We start from the raw sequence: 20,556 nt of genomic DNA on the forward strand, positions 1-20,556 counted from the left end.
GCCGCCGGTCTCTCGCGCCGTGGCACGCGTACGCGCCCATCCACTCCGAACACCCGGCCAGGGGTCATGCGTTGGGGCGGTCCTTGGCGGCCGCCGCCTTGGCCATGGCTTCGAGCTGGGCGAGCATCGGCATCGGGTCGGTGCCGACGGTCCCGGGCAGGAAGTCGGCGATCTTCTCGGGGGTCCAGGAGCCCTCGGCGTAGCCGGCGCGCAGTTCGCGGGGCTGGGCCCAGACGGCGATCTTCGGGCCGGCGATCGTGTAGACCTGCCCGGTGATCTTCTCGCCGCCGACGGCCACGGCCTTGTCGGAGAGCAGGTAGGTCACGAGCGCCGCGACGTCCTCGGGCTCGCCGATCTCCTTGAGCTCCATCGGAACGTTGGCCGACATCCGGGTGCGCGCCACGGGTGCGACGGCGTTGGAGGTGACCCCGTACTTGGCCAGGCCCAGCGCGGCGGAGCGGACGAGCGAGATGATCCCGCCCTTGGCCGCGCTGTAGTTGGCCTGGGCCACCGAGCCCTGGTGGTTGCCGCTGGTGAAGCCGATCAGCGTGCCGGTGCCCTGGCGCCGCATGACTGCGGAGGCGGCGCGGAAGACGGTGAATGTGCCCTTGAGGTGGGTGGCGACCACGGGGTCCCACTCCTCCTCGGACATGTTGAACAGCATCCGCTCGCGCAGGATGCCGGCGACGCACACGACTCCGTCGATGCGTCCGTACTGGGCGAGCGCGGTGTCGACTATGCGCTGGCCGCCCGCCATGGTCGAGATGTCGTCGGCGACGGCCACGGCCTCGCCGCCCGCGGCGACGATCTCCTTCACCACCGCTTCGGCGATCTCGCTGGTGGGCTCGTTGCCCTCCATGCCCACGCCGTAGTCGTTGACGACGACCTTGGCACCTTCGGCGGCCGCGGCGAGTGCCACGGCCCGCCCGATGCCCCGGCCGGCGCCTGTGACGGCGACGACTTTGCCTGCCAAGAAGTTCCCCACGTCCGGCCCCTTCCCGCGTTTTCTGACGGTCCGTTAGATTCTATGGGCAGTCAGATGCACGAGCACAAGCCCCAGTTCGCTTCCGCAGTTCATTTCCCATCCGAGGAGCTGATGAGATCCATGGCCATGCCCGCCGAGTTCCACGACATCGCCAAGCGCGTCAACAACTGGGGCCGGTGGGGCGCCGAAGACGAGATCGGCACCCTCAACCTCATCACCGACGAGGTGGTCCGCGCGGCGGCCGCCGAGATCCGCACGGGGCGCCGCATCCCCCTGGCCCTCCCCCTCAAGGAGGACGGGGTGCAGTCCGGCATGATCCCCGGCCGGATCAACCCGCTGCACACGATGGTGCAGATCAACCAGGAGCTCTTCGGACCGGGCACGGTGGCGTGCAGCGACGACGCGGTGACCTTCGGACTCCAGGCGGGCACGCACTGGGACGCGCTCACGCACGTCTCGCACTCGGGGAAGATCTACAACGGCCGCCCGGCCGGCACCATCACGGCGCACGGCCGGGCCGAGTTCAGCGGCATCGACAAGGCCGGGCACATCGTCTCGCGCGGGGTCCTGCTGGACGTCGCCCGCGCCAAGGGCCTGGACCGGCTCCCCGGCGGCCACGCGGTGACCCCGCAGGACCTGGAGCAGGCCGAGGAGTTCGGCGGGGTCACCGTCCGCGCGGGCGACATCGTCCTGGTCCGCACCGGCCAGGTGCAGGTCTACCTGGCGGGCGACAAGCACGGCTACGGCTACCCGTCGCCCGGCCTGTCCGTCCGTACGCCCGAGTGGTTCCACGCGCGGGACGTGGCGGCCGTCGCGAACGACACGCTGACCTTCGAGATCTTCCCGCCGGAGATAGAGAACCTGTGGCTGCCGGTGCACGCCCTGGACCTGGTCGAGATGGGCATGCACCAGGGCCAGAACTGGAACCTGGAAAAGTTGTCCACAGCCTGTGCGGAAGAGTCCCGCTACTCGTTCCTCCTCTCCGCCATGCCGGAACCCTTCGTCGGCGCGGTGGGCACCCCGGTGGCCCCGGTCGCCATCCTCTGAGGCGGGGGCCTGCCGCCGGCCCGGCGCGCATGCCCTGCGGACACAGGGATGCCCCGCTCCCGCCGGCTCAGGTGTGGGGCATCGCTATGGGGGTTGCTATACGGCCATGATGTCGGCCCGTTCGGCAAGGAGGAGCGCGAGGGGGCCGCCCTGGAGGAGGAAGCGGCCTTCGGTGGCCGCTTTGATGGCCTCGGCCATCGGCCACCAGGTGAGTTTGAAGTCGGCTTCGGAGGGCTCCAGATCCTGTGAGCCAAGGGTCAGCCCTTCGGCGAGGTACAGGTGAACGCGGGCCGTGGCGCCGAGGGTGATGGCATACGCGCCGAGCGGGCGCCAGAGGGTGGCGGTGACCCCAGCCTCCTCGCGCAGCTCACGGCGGGCGCACGTCTCGGGGTCTTCGCCGGGCTCCATGCGTCCGCCGGGCAGGAACAGGAAGTCGCCGCCGTGGCGGGGGAAGCGGGAGGCGAGCAGCGCGACCAGGCCGGTCTCGTCGCGGGCGACCACCACAGCGGCGGAGCGCATTTCTTCGGGGTGTGCGTCCATGGTTTGAGCGTAATGAGCCGCTAGATGTACATGGCGGCGAACGGCACATTCATCACCGTCGGGTGGGCGATGCCGCGTCCGTGGTAGCCGTCTTCACCGAAGGCGTCGCCGTGGTCCGCGCAGATGATGACGAGCCAGCGTTTCGTTCGGGTGAGGCCGGCGATCAGGCGGCCGAGGTGTTCGTCCGCGTAGGCGAGGGCTGCGCTCTGCGAGGCCCAGTTGTCGACACTGTCACCGAGGTAGTGGCCGTGGGGGACGTGGGTGGCGGAGACGTTGACGAACAGGAACAACGGGCGGCACTGGTAACTCTGGGCGAGGCGGAAGGCTTCATCGACCTGGTGGCGGGTGGAGTCGGGTTCGGGGGAGCAGAATTCCGGGCGCCAGTGGTCCTCGTCGAACAGGTCCGGGAGGACGGAACCCAGCGGGGTCTCGCGGGAGAAGTAGGTGACACCGCCGACGCACACGGTGCGGTAGCCGTGCTGGACGAGCCCAGTGAGAAGGTTCGGCGCGTCGAACACAAAGGTGCGGGGGTCAACTTCCTTGAACGCAGGTGGACGGCACTCCCACAGGCGCGGGGGCTGCTCGGGCTGCGGGAGCTTGGGCAGGAACCCCGAGAAGAACGCCATGTGCGCGGGGAGCGTGAAGGTGCCGGGGGTACGGCGTTCTTCCCACTGGCCGCCAGGTAGGAGCTTGGCGAGCTGTGGAGTCCTTCCGGCGTGAGTGGTGGCGCGGGCGACGTCGTACCGGAGGGAATCGAGGGTGACGAAGAGGATGCTGGTGCCCGAGTCGATGACATCGGCGGCGTTGATCACCGGGCCGCCTTCTCGTAGCGCTGGATGCGGCCCTTGGATCCGGCATTGACGGGGATCGGGACGCGATCCTCGGCAATCATGCGGCGGATGAGGTGGAGGCCGGTGTGCTCGGTCAGGGGAGCTCCGTCGTGGTCGTAGAGGGTAAGGGTGGCGGTTCCGCTCCTGGTGGAGGCGTACATGCCGGGGACGCGGCCCAGTTCCTCCATCGCGGCCAAGAGCTCTTCCCGGTCGGCCGCGCCCCGGTCGAGGACCAGACAGGCGTAGTGCTGAGCATTGATGACGCCCAGGCACATGCGGTCGAAGAATTCGGCGGTGGCCGGCTGCCCGTCGTAGGCGACCACGAGCGCGTCCAAGCGGGCGGTGACGACGTAGCTGGCGGCCATCCACCAGGCGACGCCGGTGTGGATCTCATGGGGGAAGCGTCCGGTGGCACCGCCGTCGCGGATGACCGCGTCTGTGTCGATGGGATCAAGCACGCGGGTTCTCCATGTGGGCGGTGATGGTGTCGGCGAGGTCATCGGGGGTGAGGCCGTCGGTGTCCAGGACGATCGCGTTGGGATCGTTAGCGGCGACCGTCCCGAAGTTCGTCATGAGCTGTTTGAGACGGCCCGGGATGCCGAACAGGTCGGTGTCGTCCCGCTTCGTGTCGTCCTTCACGGCCATCCGTTCACGCAAGGTGGCATGAGAGCACCGCAGGTAGAAGGTGTGGGTGGGCACCACCAAGTAGGGGAGGAACGGGGCCATGAGGCGGTCCACGTCCGTCGTGTCGACGCCGTGGATGGCGGCCTGGCAGGCGGTCACCGAAGGTGCGTATCGGTCGGCGATAACGGGGCCGAGAGCCAGAGCGCTGCGGACGCGGTCGGAGACGTGCAGGAGTCCGGAGAGGTAGAAAGCCAGACTGGGCATCGGGCTCATGCGATGGGCTTCGTCCGACCAGCCGGAGTGAGGCGGGGTGAGGGTGTGCAGGCTGGTGCCGTTGAAGCGGTGGGCGAGGAGTGCGGCCAGGGTGGACTTCCCGATTCCTGATACGCCTTCGAGGACGACGAAGGGGTGGGCGTGGTGCTCGTCGTACGCGATGTGCTGGAAGGCGGAAGGCAGGGCCTCGGTGCGGTTCACAGGACTCCCTCGGTGAAGGCCGTGACGTGTCCGGCAACGGCCTCGGCGAGGCGGGCCGGGTCGCCCAGGAGGTGCTTGACGTCCAGGCGGAGGTCGTCGCGCAGGAGGCATGGCTGTAGGCCGCCGGCGTGGTCGGCACGCAGGGCCCAGAATCCTTCGACGCACTTCGGGCGGACGGGGCACGTGCCGCACTGGCCGACGTGGTGGCGGCCGAGGTTGCGGTGGATGACGTCGATCTCCACCCCGTCCACGCGGAAGATGCGGCGGCCCTGCCCGACTCCGGCGATCTCGGTCCGCTCGTCGCTGGTCAAGGTCCGCAGGTGGCAGATGATGTCGTCGGCGGGGACAGCAGATACGGCGCGGCCCTCGTTGAAATCGGTACCCACCAGTTCGATGAACTGGACGGGCATACGCCGGTCGAGGGCGAAAGTGAGGATGTCTCGGATTTCGTGCGCGTTCTCCTTCTGGAGGAGACAGTTCAGCTCGACGTTGGCGAAGATCTCGCGGGCCGCCTCGATGCCGTCCAGGACGCAGTCGATGCCGATGCGGGTGCCGGCGATGGCCTTGAAGGACTCGTCGGAGAAGTAGTGCAGCGAGACCTTCACGGTGTCGAGTGGTGTCTTCGACAGCCATGCCTGATGGGTGCGGACCCGGGTGCCGTTGGTGATCAGCGTGTACGAGCCGTCGGGGCCGCTCGGCCGCAGTCCGGTCAGGACATCCCGGGCGAGAGGCGAGGTCAGCGGTTCACCGCCAGTGAAGAACACGCGCTTCAACCCGGCGCTCATCGCCGCGTTGACAACGGTCAGGAACTCGGCGGCCCCGTAGTGGCGAGTACGCGGCTGCCGGGTCCGGTCGCGGTGGGTGAGGGGCGGTGGGACGTCGGCCTCGTTGTGGCAGAACCAACAGGCGACGTTGCACCGGGGCGTGAGGGAAACGCGGAACTGACCCCGAAGGGCAGCGAAGTTGTGCAGTGCGGTCCAGTCGGTGCCGACGACGGACGGGATGGTTGAGAGCATGTCGTGCGCCTCGCGTTCGGTTCGAGTACGGCATGAGCAGGAGCGCAGCAGTGGGGGCCCCGCCGTTGGATTGGTGACTCATTCCCATCCGGGTCGGGAGCCTGTGGTGTTCAGCGGCGTGCACCGGCCAGGGCGAGCGTGACTAGCAGGGCGCCGACAAGGCCGACGTAGACCATGGCGGCCAGCCGCTGGCGCCATCCGCGCGACGTGCTCACTGGTCAGGCTGCAGGTCGCCGTCGGCCAGTCCCTCCAGGAACCTCTCCCACCCGTCTTCGGCGACCTCCCGGAGGCGCGGGCTCAAGCTGCCGTATGCGGGCTGATCCTGGAGCTGACGGGCCAGCGGATAGTGGCCGGGCAGGTCGGTCATGGCGTACTCCTCGGACTGGAGGGAGCAGTCGGCCGCAGGGGACCGGGATGGATGGCGGCGATCAGCTGCCATGGGAAGCGGCGTCAACATCCCTCCCCTGTACGAGGCCTGGCTGATTCCGCGTCATGAACCTACGGTCGCGCTGAGTGCGGTAGGGCTGACTGTGGGTACGGGTTACGTCAGGGGCCGCACCGGGGAGCACTCGATGGCTACAAGACCAACCACCGGCACAATCGCGGGCTTTGTGCTGCGTACGGCGCGGGAGTCGGTCCCGCTTACGCAGGTGGCGATGGCTGAGGCCCTCGGGGTGGACCTGGCCACGGTGCAGGGCTGGGAGTCGGGCCGACGTCCGGTCGCGCACATGAAGGCGGTGGATCTTCTCGGTCTGCGGCGGCGGTTGGCCGGTCTCGGCGCAGACGCCGCGATCATCGCCCTGTTCGATGCCGCGATGGACGCGGACCGGATCATCGGCGCCACCCTCACCGGTACCGAAGGGCCGCACCCACTGGCCGAGTGGGTGCACACCCGGAACACCGCCCACATGCTCGCCTGGGCCCTCACCGGGACCCGGCCACCATCCCTTGCCGGGTTTCCCACCCCGCGCCAAAGGGGGCCGGCAGCAGCGTCCCCGCTCCTGCCCGCACAGGACCGCGCGATCTTCTTTGAGCAGCTGCGTACCACGGCGGAAGCGGCGCCCCGGAACGCCGCGCAGGGTGTGCTCCTGCACCGGCAGGCGCTGTATCTGACCTCATACGACAAGAGCCCGGAAGCTGTGGCGTGGACGGCACAGGCCCTGCACGCCCGGCGTGGTCTGCTCGCCCGGCGGGGGTGGACACCGCAATGGGCGGAGGCACGCTCAACGGCTACTGCCCTCGCACGGCTCGGCGACCCCGTACCGCTACTTGATTTCATCGAGCGGGCGATTGTCGACGACGACGCAGGCGAGGCCGCGAACCTGAATTACTGGGCGTATTGGTTGGGCGGGACCCCGCTGCCCCAGTCCGACGACCGGTTCATGCGGGATCGCCAGCTGACCGGATGGGACCCCGTCACACTGCTGCGCGGGCTGACCAACGGCCTGCACCACGCCCCCGGGTACGTCGACCTGTACGCCCACACCATGTGGGCCCTACTAACGGCCCACCCATGGCTCCCGCAGGCGTCGGGCCTGCTCGTCCGGGATCTGGCGAAGCGTACCGAGCGCCTGCTGGACGGCGGCGGTATCTCCGAAAGGTCACGCCGCGAACTCACCGGCGTGCATTACGTTCTTCGTGATCGAACCTGACAGACCGGAGGTCACCACATGGCAGACGAGACGGCGAACGCGCAGGGAACGGCTGGGTTCCTCTTCGAGATGGGCGTGCTCAAGAACGCGAAGCGAACCGGCTGGTGGTTCACCGGGAACAACAACCCTGAGAGCATCGCCGAGCACTCGTTTCGCGTGGGAATCGTCGGTGCGGTGCTGGCCATGATGGAGGGAGTGGACCCCGCCAAGGTCGCCTTGATGTGTCTGTTCCACGACACGCAGGAGACCCGGATCGGGGATATCCCGCACATCGGCCGCCGCTACATCGATACGGCCACGAACGAGACCGTCACGGCCGACCAGGTCTCCGCCGCACACCCGGCGGTCAAGGCCGGGGTTCAGCGGGTGGTAGGCGAGTACGAGAGCGGCGGCACCCCCGAGGCCATCGTGGCGAAGGACGCGGACAAGCTGGAGTGCCTGGTACAGGCGGTGGAGTACCGGGCCCAGGGCTACACCCTCGTACAGGACTGGATCGACACCTCCTTGAGCAGCCTCAAGACGGCGTCGGCGCAGGCGCTCGCGGAGGCCGCGCTGACCATGTCGCCGCTGGAATGGCGAAAGACCTTCCTGGGGCAGTAGTCAGGCACTGGGGCTGCGTCCCGCCGACCTGCGCGTACGCCTCCCGCATGGGCTCCTCCGCGACCCCGTCGCGGAGGAGTCGACGACGAGACCCTTCGTCGGCGCGGCGGGCACCCCGGTGGCCCCGGTGCCCATCCTCTGGGCGTTCCCGTCCGGCGGTGACTCTCGGGTTACGGCCTGGTCCGCGAAACGAGGTGGTCCCGGACCTGCGACAGGTCCGGGACCAGCACCCTCCACGCCCCACGGCTCAGCCCTTGGCGCAGATCACGTCGTACGGGCGGCCCACGGCCATGGTCAGCCGCATCGGCTCGGTGGTTCCGGACGGGCACTCGGCCTTCGTCTTGACCAGGGCGAGCACCTTGTACGCGCCGGAGCCGCCCGAGGCGCACGGCACTTCCTGCGCCTGGTCGGTCACGCAGTCGCCCTGCACCAGCTGGCCGCCGCCGGCACCCGCGTCACCGGGGTGCTCGCCGGTCAGGTTGCGGCCGCAGACGGTGTTGGTGGGGATGCCGCCCGACTTCGCGGAGCCGTAGGAAATGCTCACCTGGATCATCAGGTCGGTGCCGGGCGGGCACTGGATCGCGCCCGGCAGGATGCTGGCGTCCTTGATGTCGATCGCCTTGAAGGTGGCGCCGGACGCCGAGCACTTCTGCGGCCGGTAGCCGTCGGGCCGGTTGTCCGGGTCGGGGCCGCCGCAGTCGCCCACCGCCCACGTGCTCGACGTGTCGGAGGAGGACTCCGGGTTCCCGGGGTCCTTGGACGGCTTGGCGGAGGCCGACGCGGAGGCGGAGGCCGATGTCTTGGCGTCGCTCGCGCCGCCGTCGTCGCCGAGCCACTGGGAGGCTCCGTAGATGCCTGCGGCGACCAGAACGAGAACGAGGAAGCCGGGGAGTCTGCTCCCACGGCGCCTCGGGGCGGGCGGAGGCGTCGCCTCGTACGGGTTTGCCATGCGCTCCTCCTGCGGTGAGGGTGGGCTTCGGGGTGGACCTTCGGGGTGGGACGACGCACCACGAACAGAGATACGTCATGAACACCTCATGGTTCCACGCGGACCGCGAGCACCCGGCCCCGGGCCGCCCACCGGCAAGCCGGCAGGTCCCCTCTTCGCGGTCTGACCTCGCACCTCACTTGCAGTCCGTGGCTCGCGGGTGCCCGATGCCCGCGTAAGTGATCCAGCACGTGTCGTGGGCGGTATCCACGAGGTACCAAATGCGGCCGCCGCCCGTCACCTCGATCTGCCACTGCTCGCAGATCTGCCCGCGATGGGTTCCATGCGTCAGAGTGCCCTTGAGCTGGTGATGCCGGGCCGTCCCGATGGACGGCCGCGGATCGGTGCGCATGGCGATCCACGCCCGGTACGTGTTTTCGCGCGCCTGCTGAGCGAGGCATTGCCAGCCCTTGGCCGACGCCGCGTCAGCGAGCCGGACCTCCCACTGCCCCTCCGGGGCAGGCGGAGCCGCCCGGTCACCCCGCCCCGCGGTCATGCCACGCCCCGCGGGTCGGATACCGGGCCGTAGTCCGCGTCGTGATCCGTGGTCAGCGCGACCAGCAGATCGGGGTCGGAGTGGACCTCGGCGGTGTGCTGCCAAGCGGTGAGCAGCTGGGCGACGGAGGCACTGTTGGCGATGGAGTCGGCGGCGCGCATGGTGTCGACGAGTTCGACGGCGAAGGCGTGGACATCGGGCTCGGGCAAGAAACGGACCCAGGGAAACGCGTCCGGCAGTATGTCCAGCAGCAGTTCGGTGCTACCGGGCTCCTTCCTCGCCATCGCTGCCAGCATGCGCGTGGCGGCCGACACCACGGTCTGGTCCTGTTCGGCCCGTGCCGCGGTGGTGAGGACCAAGTCCTCCCCGTCTCTGCGGTGCAACAGCAGCCGCGGAGATTCCTTGAGCCGGGCCAGCGTCTGCTTGTTCTTGTTCACCAGCTCGGAAAAGTTCACGGCGGCATTCTCAGTTCCCATGACTTCGAAACTACTTCGAAATTCACGCCTCTCCAATCACCCACAAGGGTGGGCCGTCGGCCGTACCGCTCACCCGCCAAGCCGGAACCACACCACGGTCCCGCCGTCGCACACCTCGACGGTGACCCGCGCACCCATGACCGCGACGCCGACACCGATGACCGCCGTCGCCGTGTGCCGGTGCGCGTTGGTCACCAGTTCGGAGGTACACAGCCGCGCCGCCTCCACGAGGTGCCCGTACCCCGAGACCCGGAGGACCGACGCCACCCAACTCCCGCGCGATCCAGGGCGTATCGGGCCGGCTGGGCGCGACCATCCGATAGCTGAGCCCTAAGGCGCTCGTATTCGTCATGTTCATCACGTCCATCATGGTCATCACGTTCGACTCCCAACGCGGTACGGATTCACGCTGCCTGCCCTGCGTGGCATTGGCCGCCCCCAGGTGACGCACGCCCCAAGGCGCGTGTCAGCGGCTGCACTTCGCTCCCATCAGCGTGCGGCGCGGTGCTGGACACGACCATAGCGGGATCGGTAACAACTGTTTTACGGTTTCGGATAATTGGTGCGACGCAGTGGACCTCACGCGAGCCAACGCGTCACACTGGGAGCCGACAGGAGGGGACGCCGATGCCACCGAGAAAGGCTCCGACCGCGCGGCAGCGAAGGGTGGGTGCCGAGTTGCGGAAGATCCGGGAGCAGGCAGGAACCTCACTCACCGAGGCGGCGGCGCAACTCAGCACCGACCGAACCGTGATGAGCAACATCGAGAGCGGCCGGTTCGGCGTCAGCAGCGAACGCATCCGCACATGGGCCAGTCACTACGGATGCCCAGACCCGGCCTACGTCGACGCCCTGGCGGCCATGGCCGAAGAGCGCGGCCGGGGCTGGTGGGACGACTACCGCGACGACCTCTCCGCAGGGCAGCTGGACCTGTCCGAGCTCGAGCATCACGCCGTCGCGCTCCGTACCGTCCAGATCATGCACATGCCGGGCCTGCTGCAGACGGAGGACTACGCCCGGGCCGTCTTCGGGGAGGCCGTTCCGGCACTGCGGCCGATAGACCTCCGCCGACGGCTCTCCCACCGGATGAAGCGTCGCGATGTCCTCGACCGCCCGGACGCCCCGGCCTGCACCTTCCTGATCCACGAGGCGGCCTTGCGCATGACGTACGGAGGCCGCGGGATCGCTTTGCAACAACTCGACTACCTGCTCAAGCAGTCGGAGCGGGACAACCTGACCGTACGGGTGATTCCCTTCCGGGTCGGAGGTTTCCCGTACGCCGGAAGCTCGACACTCTATGCGCACGGCCCGGTCCCGCAGCTCGACACGGTGCAGACGGACACCGCAACCGGCCCCGCGTTCCTCGATGCCGAGACGCGGCTCGCCAACTATCGGGCGGTCCTGGACCGGACCGAAGAGAAGTCGTACGACCCCGCACGGTCGCGCGACTTCATTCGCGAAATGGCGCAACAAGTATGAAGGCGTGGGAACAGTGGATATTCAGTGGCGCAAGTCCTCTAAGTCGACGGACGCGGAAGGCAACTGCCTCGAAGTGGCCGTCGTGGGCAGCGAGGTCCTGATCCGGGAGAGCGACGACCCGGGGCTGATCATCAAGACCTCGCGGGCCAAGCTCCGGGCATTCATCGACGGTGCCGCCGCCGGCGAGTTCGACGACCTCGCCTGAGCGGCCCGCAACCACGGCTCCCCGCCCCCTGTGGGCGGGGAGCCGTTCCGCTGTCGTACCAAGTGTTGGCATATGCCGTCTCACTCTTTAGACGTCACACAGTTGATACGGATCTCCGGTGGGCGCTACCTTCGAAGCACGCCACCTTCGGTACCGCGCACCACGCTTCGCGGCCTGGAGGTGGGCAACTCCCGTTAGTCCTGCGCCAGTTGATGGGAGACGCACCGCCGCCCCCGCCCCGCCGCTCGTCACGGCCCGGAGGGGGCGGCCCCGCCGCACCGGCAGGAGTGATCCGCACGCTCGCGCGACACCACACCCCGCACACCAAGCCGGCCAAGGCAGCCGTCCGGGACGCCACCGTGGCGATCTGCTCCGGCTACTGGTTCGAGGCCCTCTGCTACGCCGACGCCTACGCCCAGACGCCCGAACTGCTCGACCGGACCATGCTGGACACCCCGGAGGAGGCCGTCCGCCTGATCCGGATCCAGATCCGGACCACCCATCCCTTCGCCCTGTCATCGGCCGAAGTGGACCGCGCCCTCGCCTGGTCCGACGGCGGCGGTCGCGTCCCCGCCCTCGCCGCTCTCCACCGCGGTGAAGTCGCCGGCTTCAGCATCGTGCTGCGCGACGGGATCCGCGCCGAGTGGCGGGTCCGCCCCGTCGACTACCTCTCACTGACCGTCACGCACCGGTAGGGCGTGGGTGTTCAGCGCAGGGTGGGTGTGGTCTCGGATTCGATGTGGGACAGCTTCTGCGGGTTGCGGACGAAGTAGAGGCCGGTGATGCGGGCGTCCTCGACGTGGATCGCGATGACTCCGTCGAGTTCGCCGTCCAGGTGGACGACCAGTGCCGGGGTGCCGTTGACCACGGCGTCGCCGAAGGCGAAGACCGTGCTCCGGGCCTTGTCGGCCATGCTGGCGAAGAGGCGGGCCACCTTGGCGGCGCCGAGGACCGGCCGCAGTGCGGCGTGCTTGATGCCGCCGCCGTCGCCCATGTAGACGACCTCGGGGGCGAGTACGTCGAGGAGTCCCTGCAGGTCCCCGGTCTCGAAGGCGCGCCGGAACGAGTCCAGGGCCGCCCGGGTCTCGCTCGGGGGGACCGCCCTGCGGGGGCGGCGGGCATCGACGTGCTTGCGGGCGCGGTGCGCTATCTGCCGTACGGCCGCGGGGGTCTTGTCGACGGCGGCCGCGATCTCCTCGTAGCCGACGTCGAAGACCTCGCGCAGGACGAACACCGCCCGCTCGGTCGGCGCGAGCGTCTCCAGGACCAGCATCATCGCCATCGACATGCTCTCGGCCAGCTCCACGTCCTCGGCCACGTCCGGCACGGTCAGCAGCGGCTCGGGCAGCCACTGGCCGACGTACGCCTCCTTGCGGCGGCTCATGGTGCGCAGCCGGTTGAGGGTCTGCCGGGTCGCGATCCGGACCAGGTAGGCGCGCTGGTCCTGCACCGTGTCGAGATCGACGCCCACCCAGCGCAGCCAGGTCTCCTGGAGGACGTCCTCGGCGTCGGCGGCCGATCCGAGCATCTCGTAGGCGACGGTGAAGAGGAGGTTGCGGTGGGCGACGAACGTCTCCGTCGCCCGGTCCGTGGTGTGCTCGCTCATGTTTCGCACCCTGTTCTTCGCCAAGCAGTTCGGATCCGTTCCGACCGGTCCATGATCAACGGACCGGCTGGCGAGGATCAAGCGGCATGTTCGGCGGCGGCCGGCTGTACGCCGAACTCGGCCTGCTGCAGCCGCTGCCGGCGGTCGTCACCGCCCGAGGCCTGGTGCAGGCTGTACCCGCCGGGCTTGTGCGCCTCCTCCGCCAGGTGCGCGATGGTCACCTTGCACACCTTCTCCTTGAGCTTCGCGCCCGCGCCTCCGGCGATGTGGAACCACAGCGCGGTGTCGTTCTTGTGGGCGAACTGGAGGATGCCCGCGCCCCGGCCCAGGCTGATGCACTGACCGCGGAACACCTCGTTGAGGGTCGAAGGCAGCTCCCCCGCGATCCGGCTGAGCACTGTGTCGGCGGCCCGCGCGCCCATCGGCATCGCCGCCTGGCAGCTCATCCGCAGCGGCAGGCCCGACGGAGCCGCCGAGTCCCCGGCCGCGAAGACGCGTACGTCGTCCACGCTCGCCAGCGTCTCGTCCGTGAGCAGCCGGCCCAGCGCATCGGTGCTCAGCCCGCTGCGCACCGCCAGGTCCGGTACGGCGAAGCCGGCGGTCCAGATGGTCGCCTGGCTCTGCAGCTCGCGGCCGTCGGCGAGCCGCACGGCGTCACGGGTCACACCCGTCACCTTGGTGTCCGGGCCCTCGAGCACGGTCACCCCGAGCGCCGCCAGCCGCCCGGCCACCGATCGCCGGCCCCGCGCGTGCAGGTACGGGCCGAGCACGCTGCCGCAGACCAGGGTCACGGCCCGGCCCTGCTCCGCCAGTTCGGCGGCGGTCTCGATGCCGGTCGGACCGGCGCCGACCACGGTTACCGCGGCCGCCGCGGGCAGGGCGTCGAGGACCGGGCGCAGCCGCTGCGCGTCCTCCAGGGTGGCGATCGGGTAGGCGAACTCGGCCGCTCCCGGCACGCGCGGGTCGGCGCTGCCGCTGCCCACCGCGTAGATCAGGTAGTCGTAACCGACCTGGCCGCCCGAGGCCAGCAGCACGTTCCGCCCGGCCGTGTCGATCCGGGTCACGGTGTCGACCACCAGAGCGACACCCTCGGCCAGGACCTCCCGGTACTCGACGACGGCGTCGTTGGTCCCGCCCACCAGCTGGTGCAGGCGGATCCGCTCGACGAAGCCCGCACGCGGATTGATCAGGGTCACCTTCACGTCTTCGCGCTGCATCAGGCGATTGGCCGCCATGACCCCGGCGTACCCGCCGCCGATGACGACCACATCAGTGTTTCCAGCCGTTCCAGCCATGGTGTCCATCTCCTTGTTTCGAGGGTTCGGACACAAGACACCGGCTGAACCGCCCCTGTGACAGCGGCGGGCGGCATGTGAGGCAGGTCACTCCAGGGGCGCGGCACGGCGGCCGGGCGGGCGGGAGCGGAGGGTGTGGCGGGCGCGGAAGGCGCGGAAGGTTCTGCGGGTGGCGGCGGCGCGCATGCACGCCCCGAGCGCGGCACGGCGGCCGCCACCCCACGACCCGCACTCGTCAAGGCAGGACTGACCCTTGGCGTCCCCTCGCGACGAATCGTTCAACACAAGAGTGATCACCAGTTGACGAACCGTCAACACCTCGTTAGAGGTACACGTGCGGTTCCCGGATCGCGCCGTGGATTTCCGGACCGCCCGAAGCGCCGTCCGGGGCCTTCTCGGCCCGGTCGATCTCGCACCAGATCCGCTTGCCGGCGCCCTCGCGCTGCCAGCCCCAGCGGTCCGCCAGACCGTCCACCAGCTCCAGACCGCGGCCACCCGTGTCGTCCCCTGCGGCCTGCCGCGGGGACGGTGCACGGTCGCTCGCGTCCGCGACCTCCACCCGCACCCCTGGCTCCCCGAAGAGCATGCGCAGCACGGCCGGACAGCCGGTGTGCACCACGGCGTTGGTGACCAGCTCGGAGATCAGCAGGATCAGCGTCTCGGCGAGCGGCTCGTCATCCCCTATGCCACAGCCCGCGAGCCGGGAGCGGGCCCATCGGCGGGCCCGGCCGACCTCGGCGGGGTCCGGTCCTACCTCCAGCTGAACCTGAAGCACCTGCACCGCTCACACCATCCGAACCGGCGGACACTTCGCCTCGCGACAGGACGGAGTCACCGAGTGTGACCCCCTTGCGGAGCAGCATGGTTGACATACAGTCACCACAACAAGCGCTTCGGGCATATCCCAGCGTGAAGGAGTGGGCGTGGTGCATACTGTGCGGCGCTCGCGCCGCTCAACCGCTCGCATTCCCGGGAGCGTACCGGAGCGGCCCCCCGCCTCCGGGCCGCAATGAGTCGGGCGAAGGACACAAACCGATATCAACTCTCCGTAATCGGACATGCGTCCCGCGCCGTCCCTCCCGCACCCCTCCCGGGCCCCTCCGTCACAGCGAGCGAGCAGCCGCGCCCGGCCGGCCGGCGGACCGACCGGCCCACTCGACCGGCCCACTCGACCGGCCCACCGGCCTACTCCGCCGCCGCCAGCAGCTCCGCCGCCAGCGCCTCCTCCGCCTGCGCCGCGGTCCGCCACTGCTCCGCCCGCACCCACGCCCGCTTCAGGTGCAGGTGCACGTCCGCCTCCCAAGTGAAGCCCATCCCGCCGTGCACCTGCAGACAGTCCCGGGCATTGCGCACGGCCGCCTCGTCGGCCAGCAGTTTGGCCCCGGCCACCTCCACCGGATCGGCCGTCACGGCCGCCGCGTAGACCGCCGTACGGGCCACCTCCGCCCGCACCAGCATCTGCGCGCACAGGTGCTTGACCGCCTGGAACGCGCCGATCGGCTGCCCGAACTGCTCGCGCTCCTTGGCGTACCGCACCGCCAGCTCCACCGTGCGCAGCGCGCTGCCGAGTTGCAGCGCCGCCGTCAGCAGCGCCCCCGCGTCCCGGTACGCGCCGGCCGCCACCGGCCGCCCCGGTACGGACACCCGCGCCAGCGGGGTCAGCGGGTCCGCCGAGCGCACCGGGTCCCCGGCGCGGACCTCGACCGGCTCCCCGTCCGCGCCGAGCACCGCGTCCGCCTCGCCGAGGTGGGCCACCAGCGGGCCCTGGAGGTCGAAGGCCGTCACCACCGCCTCCCCCTCCGCGGCCCCCTCGACCAGTCCGGCGGCCAGGTGGGTGGCGACCAGCGGGCCCGGCAGCAGCGCCCGCCCGGCCTCCTCGAAGACGAGGACGGCCTCCGGCAGCCCCAGCCCGACCCCGCCCTCGTCCTCCGGGAGCCGCAGCGAGAAGAACCCGGCCCCGCCGAGCTCCCGCCACAGTCCGCGGTCCACGGACCGGCCGGTGGCGGCCGCCCTGTCCACCGAGGCCCGCAGCTCCTCGCGCCCGTACCGGCCCGCCAGGAGGTCCCGTACGCCTGCCCGCAGGTCCCGCTGGTCCTGCGTCGGCTGGAAGTCCACGGAACGCTCACCTGCCCTTCGGAAGGCCGAGGATCCGCTCGGCCACGATGTTCTGCTGGATCTGCGAGGTGCCCGCGGCGATCGTGTACGAGAGCGAGGAGAGCCGGTCCAGGGTCCACTCCTCGTCCAGCGAGAGGGCCTCGGCCCCCAGCACCTCGGCGGCCGTGTCGTACAGCTCCTGGCGCGCGTGCGAGTACGCCAGCTTGAAGACGCTGCCGCCGATGCCGGGGACCCCGCCCGAGCGCTCGGACTCGCTGACGTTCCACTGGGTGAGCCGCCACAGGGCGCCGAACTCCCCGTACAGCCGGCCCAGCCGGCGCCGCAGCACCGGGTCGTCCCAGCGGCCGTTCGCCTTCGCGGTGCGCGCCAGCTCGCCCAGGGTGCGCCGGCAGGCGACGACCTCGCCGACGAAGGCGGTGCCGCGCTCGAAGGAGAGGGTCACCATCGTGACCCGCCAGCCGTCGTTCTCCGCGCCGACCCGGTTCGCGACCGGGACCCGCACCTCGTCGAGGAACATCTCGGCGAACTCCGTGGACCCGGCCAGCGTGCGCAGCGGCCGGATCGTCACCCCGGGCGCGTCCATCGGCATGGCCAGCCAGGAGATCCCCCGGTGCTTGGGGACGGTCGCGCTGACGGGGTCCGTGCGCACCAGGAGCTCGCACCAGTCGGACACCTCCGCGTGCGAGGTCCAGATCTTCGAGCCGGTGATCACGTACTCGTCGCCGTCGCGGACGGCGCGGGTGCGCAGCGAGGCCAGGTCGGAGCCGGCGTCCGGCTCGCTGAAGCCCTGGCACCACATCTCGTCGCCGCGCAGGACGGGCGGCAGCCACCGCGCGCGCTGCTCCGCGGTGCCCTCGGCGGCGATGGTCGGGCCGGCGTGCAGCAGCCCGACGAAGTTCGCGCCGACGTACGGGGCTCCCGCGCGCTCGGTCTCCTCCAGGAAGATCAGGTGCTGCGTGGGGGTGGCCCCGCGGCCGCCGGCGTCCACCGGCCAGTGCAGTCCGGCGTACCCGGCGTCGTACAGCCTGCGCTGCCAGCCGGCGTCGTGGGCGCGTCGGCCCGGCCAGTCGTCGGGCGAGGGCTTGGGAGGCAGCCCGGGGAGCTCCTTGGCGAGCCAGGCGCGCAGCCGGGCCCGGAACTCCTGTTCCTCCTCGGTGTAGGTGAGGTCCACTGCGCCTACCGCCCCGTCCGCCGGTCCTTGTCGAAGTCGAGACCGAGCATGCGGATGGCGTTCCCGCGCATGAGCTTGTAGACGGTCTCCTCGTCGAGGCCCTTGACGTGGTCGAGGGCGACCTCCTTGGTGTGCGGGAAGGTCGAGTCCACGTGCGGGTAGTCGGTTTCGAAGGTGGCGTTGTCGCGGCCGACGACGTCGAGCGAGGCGATCCCGTGCTTGTCGCGGAAGAAGCAGCAGAAGATCTGCCGGTAGTAGTACGTGGACGGCGGCTCGGGGATGAGGTCCTTGACCCCGCCCCAGGCGCGGTGCTCCTGCCAGACGTCGTCGGCGCGCTCCAGGGCGTACGGGATCCAGCCCATCTGGCCCTCGCTGTACGCCAGTTTCAGCGTCGGGAACTTGACCAGCACCCCGCTGAACAGGAAGTCCATCATGGAGGCCATGGCGTTGTTGAAGCTGAGCGCGGCCTGCACGGCGGGCGGGGCGTCGGGGGAGGCGGCGGGCATCTGGGAGCTGGACCCGATGTGCATGTTGACGACGGTGCCGGTCTCCTGGCAGACGGCGAAGAAGGGGTCCCAGTAGCCGGAGTGGATGGACGGCAGGCCGAGGTGGGTGGGGATCTCGGAGAAGGTCACGGCCCGCACCCCGCGCGCGGCGTTGCGGCGGATCTCGGCGACGGCCAGGTCGATGTCCCAGAGCGGGATGATGCAGAGCGGGATGAGCCGGCCGCCGCTGTCCCCGCACCACTCCTCGACCATCCAGTCGTTGTAGGCGCGCACGCAGGCCAGGGCGACCTCCTTGTCGTGCGCCTCGGCGAAGGTCTGCCCGCAGAAGCGCGGGAAGGTCGGGAAGCAGAGCGAGGCCTCGACGTGGTTGAGGTCCATGTCGAGCAGCCGCGCCTTGGGGTCCCAGCAGCCGCGCCGCATCTCCTCGCGGGTGATGCCCTCCAGGGTCATCTCGTCCCGGTCGAAGCCGACGGCGGCGATGTTGCGCTTGTACGGGAACTTCAGGTCCTCGTAGATCCACCAGTCGGTGGGCGGTCCGTCGGGGTCCATGGTGATCACGTACTTGCCGCCGGTGTAGGCGAGTTCGCCTATGCCGGCCGTGAGCGCCTTGGGTCCGCGGTCGCGGTACTTGGCGGGCAGCCAGACGTCGAAGAGGTGGGCCGGTTCGATGACGTGGTCGTCGACGCTGATGATCCGAGGCAGTTCCATGGTGTCCCCTCGCCGCATGCCGAATGGATCCGTCGCTCCGATCCGCCGCTCGGGCAAATCTGATGGAGCGTCAGAAATCTGGAACCAAGCTAGCCCCCCGCCTCTGGACCGACAAGCGTCCGAGCCCTACGCTCTGCGCTTGATCTGACTATCCGTCAGGTCATGTCGGCCAGGGGAGGTCGGTCCGGGATGACGGACAGCACCGCAGTCGAACTCAGCCGGTCCCGGACGCTCTGGGACCTGATCACCCGCCGGGCCGCCATGACCCCCGACGCACCCGTCCTCATCGAGGCCGCCGAAGACCCCGCCGACGACCGCCGGCTGACCTTCGCGGAACTGCGCGACCGCTCCGAGCAGGTCGCGGCAGGCCTCCACGGCATGGGCGTGCGCCCCGGCACGGTGGTCGCCTGGCAGCTCCCCACCCGCATCGAGACCGTGCTGCTCTCGGTGGCCCTCGCCCGGATCGGCGCCGTCCAGACGCCCGTCATCCCCTTCTACCGGGACCGCGAGGTCGGCTTCGCCCTGCGCGAGTCGAAGGCGGAGTTCTTCGCCGTCCCCGGCGTCTGGCGCGGCTTCGACCACACGGCGATGGCGCACCGCCTCGGCGCACACGGCGTCTTCGAGGCCTACGAGTCCCTCCCCACCGGCGACCCGGCGGTGCTCCCCCCACCCCCCGAGGAGGGCGTCTCGGTCCGGTGGATCTACTGGACCTCGGGCACCACCTCCGACCCCAAGGGCGTCCTGCACACGGACCGCTCCCTCATCGCGGGCGGCTCCTGCCTGGCCCACGCCCTGCACCTGTCACCGCACGACGTCGGCTCGATGGCCTTCCCGTTCGCCCACATCGCCGGCCCCGACTACACGGTGATGCTGCTGCTCTACGGGTTCCCGGCGGTCCTGTTCGAGAAGTTCGCGATGCCCGACGCCCTGGACGGCTACCGGCGCCACGGCGTCACCGTCGCCGGCGGCTCCACGGCCTTCTACTCGATGTTCCTCACCGAGCAGCGCAAGGCCCCGTCCGCCAAACTCATCCCCACCCTCCGCCTCCTCGCGGGCGGCGGCGCCCCCAAGCCCCCGGAGATCTACCACGCGGTCGTCCGCGAGCTGGGCTGCCAGCTCACCCACGGCTACGGCATGACCGAGGTCCCCATGATCACGATGGGCGCCCCGGACGACACCGCGCAGAACCTCGCCACCACCGAGGGCCGGCCCCCGCAGGGCATGTCCATCCGCATCACCACCCCGGAGGGCGCGCTCCTCCCGCCGGACACCGACGGCGAGGTCCGGCTGCGCGGCGAGGCGGTCTGCCAGGGGTACCTCAACCGGGACCAGAACACCGGAGTCTTCGACGCCGACGGCTACCTGATCACCGGCGACCTCGGCCACCTCACCAAGGACGGCTACCTGGTCCTGACGGGCCGCAGCAAGGACGTCATCATCCGCAAGGGCGAGAACATCTCGGCGAAGGAGATCGAGGACCTGCTCCACCAGCTCCCCGCCGTGGCCGACGTGGCCGTCATAGGCCTGCCGGACCCGGAGCGCGGCGAACGCGTCTGCGCGGTCGTCGAACAGCCCCCGGGCGCGGCCCCGCTGACCCTGGCCGACGTGACCTCGTACCTCCGCGCGGAGGGCCTCTCCACCCACAAGCTCCCGGAACAGCTGGTGCTGGTCGAGGCGCTTCCCCGCAACGACGCCCTGCGCAAGGTCCTCAAGTACAAACTCCGCGAACGCTTCGCGTAGACC

The 20,556-nt window shown here is 70.1% G+C and carries 24 protein-coding genes; 7 read left to right on the top strand and 17 right to left on the bottom strand.

Annotation, left to right across the window (positions count from 1 at the left end; all coding sequences use genetic code 11):
- Positions 1-64: 64 nt before the first annotated feature.
- Positions 65-985 (bottom strand): SDR family NAD(P)-dependent oxidoreductase, encoded by a 921-nt coding sequence (locus tag ACODT5_RS35130; RefSeq protein WP_266907638.1) that lies wholly within the window; start codon positions 983-985, stop codon positions 65-67.
- Between the two features lie 120 nt (positions 986-1,105).
- Here ACODT5_RS35130 and ACODT5_RS35135 point away from each other — a divergent pair, with 120 nt between their 5' ends.
- A complete protein-coding gene (locus ACODT5_RS35135) occupies positions 1,106-2,032 on the top strand; it encodes a cyclase family protein (RefSeq protein WP_422525130.1) in 927 nt (308 codons plus the stop codon).
- Between the two features lie 96 nt (positions 2,033-2,128).
- Here ACODT5_RS35135 and ACODT5_RS35140 read toward each other — a convergent pair whose 3' ends face one another.
- From ACODT5_RS35140 to ACODT5_RS35165, 6 genes are all read right to left on the bottom strand, one after another.
- Complete coding sequence (locus tag ACODT5_RS35140) at positions 2,129-2,572, bottom strand: NUDIX hydrolase (protein WP_422523129.1); 444 nt, start codon at positions 2,570-2,572, stop codon at positions 2,129-2,131.
- Between the two features lie 20 nt (positions 2,573-2,592).
- The gene (locus ACODT5_RS35145) at positions 2,593-3,384 is read right to left on the bottom strand and encodes an STM4013/SEN3800 family hydrolase (protein WP_422523130.1); all 792 of its coding nucleotides are present in this window, start codon (positions 3,382-3,384) and stop codon (positions 2,593-2,595) included.
- The gene (locus tag ACODT5_RS35150; RefSeq protein ID WP_422523131.1) at positions 3,381-3,860 is read right to left on the bottom strand and encodes a hypothetical protein; all 480 of its coding nucleotides are present in this window, start codon (positions 3,858-3,860) and stop codon (positions 3,381-3,383) included. The genes ACODT5_RS35145 and ACODT5_RS35150 overlap by 4 nt, the downstream gene beginning before the upstream one ends.
- Positions 3,853-4,500, bottom strand: coding sequence for a dTMP kinase (locus ACODT5_RS35155; RefSeq protein ID WP_422523132.1), 648 nt, complete (start codon positions 4,498-4,500; stop codon positions 3,853-3,855). Before ACODT5_RS35155 ends, ACODT5_RS35150 begins: the two co-directional genes overlap by 8 nt.
- On the bottom strand, positions 4,497-5,516 hold the full coding sequence (locus tag ACODT5_RS35160; protein WP_422523133.1) for a radical SAM protein: 1,020 nt from the start codon (positions 5,514-5,516) through the stop codon (positions 4,497-4,499). Before ACODT5_RS35160 ends, ACODT5_RS35155 begins: the two co-directional genes overlap by 4 nt.
- 211 nt (positions 5,517-5,727) lie before the next feature.
- Positions 5,728-5,883 (bottom strand): hypothetical protein, encoded by a 156-nt coding sequence (locus tag ACODT5_RS35165; protein WP_422523134.1) that lies wholly within the window; start codon positions 5,881-5,883, stop codon positions 5,728-5,730.
- Between the two features lie 307 nt (positions 5,884-6,190).
- On the opposite strand from ACODT5_RS35165, the gene ACODT5_RS35170 reads away from it, so the two are divergent.
- Both ACODT5_RS35170 and ACODT5_RS35175 read left to right on the top strand, forming a co-directional pair.
- A complete protein-coding gene (locus ACODT5_RS35170; RefSeq protein WP_422523135.1) occupies positions 6,191-7,168 on the top strand; it encodes an XRE family transcriptional regulator in 978 nt (325 codons plus the stop codon).
- Between the two features lie 18 nt (positions 7,169-7,186).
- On the top strand, positions 7,187-7,768 hold the full coding sequence (locus ACODT5_RS35175) for an HD domain-containing protein (protein ID WP_422523136.1): 582 nt from the start codon (positions 7,187-7,189) through the stop codon (positions 7,766-7,768).
- A gap of 247 nt (positions 7,769-8,015) precedes the next feature.
- Here the strand turns inward: ACODT5_RS35175 and ACODT5_RS35180 are convergent, their stop codons facing one another.
- The 4 genes from ACODT5_RS35180 to ACODT5_RS35195 form a co-directional block, all read right to left on the bottom strand.
- Complete coding sequence (locus ACODT5_RS35180) at positions 8,016-8,717, bottom strand: hypothetical protein (RefSeq protein WP_422523137.1); 702 nt, start codon at positions 8,715-8,717, stop codon at positions 8,016-8,018.
- Between the two features lie 175 nt (positions 8,718-8,892).
- Positions 8,893-9,108, bottom strand: coding sequence for a hypothetical protein (locus tag ACODT5_RS35185; RefSeq protein WP_422523138.1), 216 nt, complete (start codon positions 9,106-9,108; stop codon positions 8,893-8,895).
- Between the two features lie 140 nt (positions 9,109-9,248).
- On the bottom strand, positions 9,249-9,728 hold the full coding sequence (locus ACODT5_RS35190; RefSeq protein WP_422523139.1) for a hypothetical protein: 480 nt from the start codon (positions 9,726-9,728) through the stop codon (positions 9,249-9,251).
- A gap of 69 nt (positions 9,729-9,797) precedes the next feature.
- Positions 9,798-9,995 carry a hypothetical protein gene (locus ACODT5_RS35195; protein ID WP_422523140.1) on the bottom strand — a complete coding sequence of 66 codons (198 nt, stop codon included), beginning with the start codon at positions 9,993-9,995 and terminating at the stop codon, positions 9,798-9,800.
- 360 nt (positions 9,996-10,355) lie between these two features.
- Between ACODT5_RS35195 and ACODT5_RS35200 the strand changes: the two genes are divergently transcribed.
- From ACODT5_RS35200 to ACODT5_RS35210, 3 genes are all read left to right on the top strand, one after another.
- Entirely contained in the window at positions 10,356-11,207 is an 852-nt protein-coding gene (locus ACODT5_RS35200) for a Scr1 family TA system antitoxin-like transcriptional regulator (protein WP_422523141.1), read from the top strand.
- A gap of 13 nt (positions 11,208-11,220) precedes the next feature.
- Positions 11,221-11,412, top strand: coding sequence for a DUF397 domain-containing protein (locus ACODT5_RS35205; protein ID WP_243632140.1), 192 nt, complete (start codon positions 11,221-11,223; stop codon positions 11,410-11,412).
- A 287-nt stretch (positions 11,413-11,699) separates the two neighbouring features.
- The gene (locus ACODT5_RS35210) at positions 11,700-12,107 is read left to right on the top strand and encodes a hypothetical protein (RefSeq protein WP_422523142.1); all 408 of its coding nucleotides are present in this window, start codon (positions 11,700-11,702) and stop codon (positions 12,105-12,107) included.
- An 11-nt stretch (positions 12,108-12,118) separates the two neighbouring features.
- On the opposite strand, the gene ACODT5_RS35215 is transcribed toward ACODT5_RS35210, so the two are convergent.
- The 6 genes from ACODT5_RS35215 to ACODT5_RS35240 form a co-directional block, all read right to left on the bottom strand.
- Positions 12,119-13,018: an RNA polymerase sigma-70 factor gene (locus ACODT5_RS35215; RefSeq protein WP_422523143.1), complete on the bottom strand. Its 900-nt coding sequence runs from the start codon at positions 13,016-13,018 to the stop codon at positions 12,119-12,121.
- Positions 13,019-13,095: 77 nt separating this feature from the next.
- Positions 13,096-14,313, bottom strand: a complete 1,218-nt coding sequence (locus ACODT5_RS35220; protein WP_422523144.1) for an NAD(P)/FAD-dependent oxidoreductase — start codon at positions 14,311-14,313, stop codon at positions 13,096-13,098.
- Positions 14,314-14,635: 322 nt separating this feature from the next.
- Positions 14,636-15,094 (bottom strand): ATP-binding protein, encoded by a 459-nt coding sequence (locus ACODT5_RS35225; RefSeq protein ID WP_422523145.1) that lies wholly within the window; start codon positions 15,092-15,094, stop codon positions 14,636-14,638.
- 404 nt (positions 15,095-15,498) lie between these two features.
- The gene (locus tag ACODT5_RS35230; protein ID WP_422523146.1) at positions 15,499-16,428 is read right to left on the bottom strand and encodes an acyl-CoA dehydrogenase family protein; all 930 of its coding nucleotides are present in this window, start codon (positions 16,426-16,428) and stop codon (positions 15,499-15,501) included.
- A 7-nt stretch (positions 16,429-16,435) separates the two neighbouring features.
- The gene (locus tag ACODT5_RS35235) at positions 16,436-17,599 is read right to left on the bottom strand and encodes an acyl-CoA dehydrogenase (protein WP_422523147.1); all 1,164 of its coding nucleotides are present in this window, start codon (positions 17,597-17,599) and stop codon (positions 16,436-16,438) included.
- A gap of 5 nt (positions 17,600-17,604) precedes the next feature.
- Positions 17,605-18,813 (bottom strand): amidohydrolase family protein, encoded by a 1,209-nt coding sequence (locus ACODT5_RS35240; RefSeq protein WP_385374831.1) that lies wholly within the window; start codon positions 18,811-18,813, stop codon positions 17,605-17,607.
- A 189-nt stretch (positions 18,814-19,002) separates the two neighbouring features.
- On the opposite strand from ACODT5_RS35240, the gene ACODT5_RS35245 reads away from it, so the two are divergent.
- The gene (locus ACODT5_RS35245; RefSeq protein ID WP_422523148.1) at positions 19,003-20,553 is read left to right on the top strand and encodes an AMP-binding protein; all 1,551 of its coding nucleotides are present in this window, start codon (positions 19,003-19,005) and stop codon (positions 20,551-20,553) included.
- Positions 20,554-20,556 lie beyond the last annotated feature (3 nt).

This window comes from Streptomyces tatrensis (genome assembly GCF_049310065.1).
In the GTDB taxonomy this organism is placed as follows: Bacteria; Actinomycetota; Actinomycetes; order Streptomycetales; family Streptomycetaceae; genus Streptomyces.

What these genes read in the sequence shown, in the direction of transcription:
- ACODT5_RS35215 (WP_422523143.1), bottom strand. Translation starts at nt 13,018, where the DNA reads ATGAGCGAGCACACCACGGACCGGGCGACGGAGACGTTCGTCGCCCAC.
- ACODT5_RS35140 (WP_422523129.1), bottom strand. Translation starts at nt 2,572, where the DNA reads ATGGACGCACACCCCGAAGAAATGCGCTCCGCCGCTGTGGTGGTCGCC.
- ACODT5_RS35185 (WP_422523138.1), bottom strand. Translation starts at nt 9,108, where the DNA reads ATGCGCACCGATCCGCGGCCGTCCATCGGGACGGCCCGGCATCACCAG.
- ACODT5_RS35245 (WP_422523148.1), top strand. Translation starts at nt 19,003, where the DNA reads ATGACGGACAGCACCGCAGTCGAACTCAGCCGGTCCCGGACGCTCTGG.
- ACODT5_RS35220 (WP_422523144.1), bottom strand. Translation starts at nt 14,313, where the DNA reads ATGGCTGGAACGGCTGGAAACACTGATGTGGTCGTCATCGGCGGCGGG.
- ACODT5_RS35190 (WP_422523139.1), bottom strand. Translation starts at nt 9,728, where the DNA reads ATGGGAACTGAGAATGCCGCCGTGAACTTTTCCGAGCTGGTGAACAAG.
- ACODT5_RS35180 (WP_422523137.1), bottom strand. Translation starts at nt 8,717, where the DNA reads ATGGCAAACCCGTACGAGGCGACGCCTCCGCCCGCCCCGAGGCGCCGT.
- ACODT5_RS35240 (WP_385374831.1), bottom strand. Translation starts at nt 18,813, where the DNA reads ATGGAACTGCCTCGGATCATCAGCGTCGACGACCACGTCATCGAACCG.
- ACODT5_RS35200 (WP_422523141.1), top strand. Translation starts at nt 10,356, where the DNA reads ATGCCACCGAGAAAGGCTCCGACCGCGCGGCAGCGAAGGGTGGGTGCC.
- ACODT5_RS35135 (WP_422525130.1), top strand. Translation starts at nt 1,106, where the DNA reads ATGGCCATGCCCGCCGAGTTCCACGACATCGCCAAGCGCGTCAACAAC.
- ACODT5_RS35165 (WP_422523134.1), bottom strand. Translation starts at nt 5,883, where the DNA reads ATGACCGACCTGCCCGGCCACTATCCGCTGGCCCGTCAGCTCCAGGAT.
- ACODT5_RS35160 (WP_422523133.1), bottom strand. Translation starts at nt 5,516, where the DNA reads ATGCTCTCAACCATCCCGTCCGTCGTCGGCACCGACTGGACCGCACTG.
- ACODT5_RS35175 (WP_422523136.1), top strand. Translation starts at nt 7,187, where the DNA reads ATGGCAGACGAGACGGCGAACGCGCAGGGAACGGCTGGGTTCCTCTTC.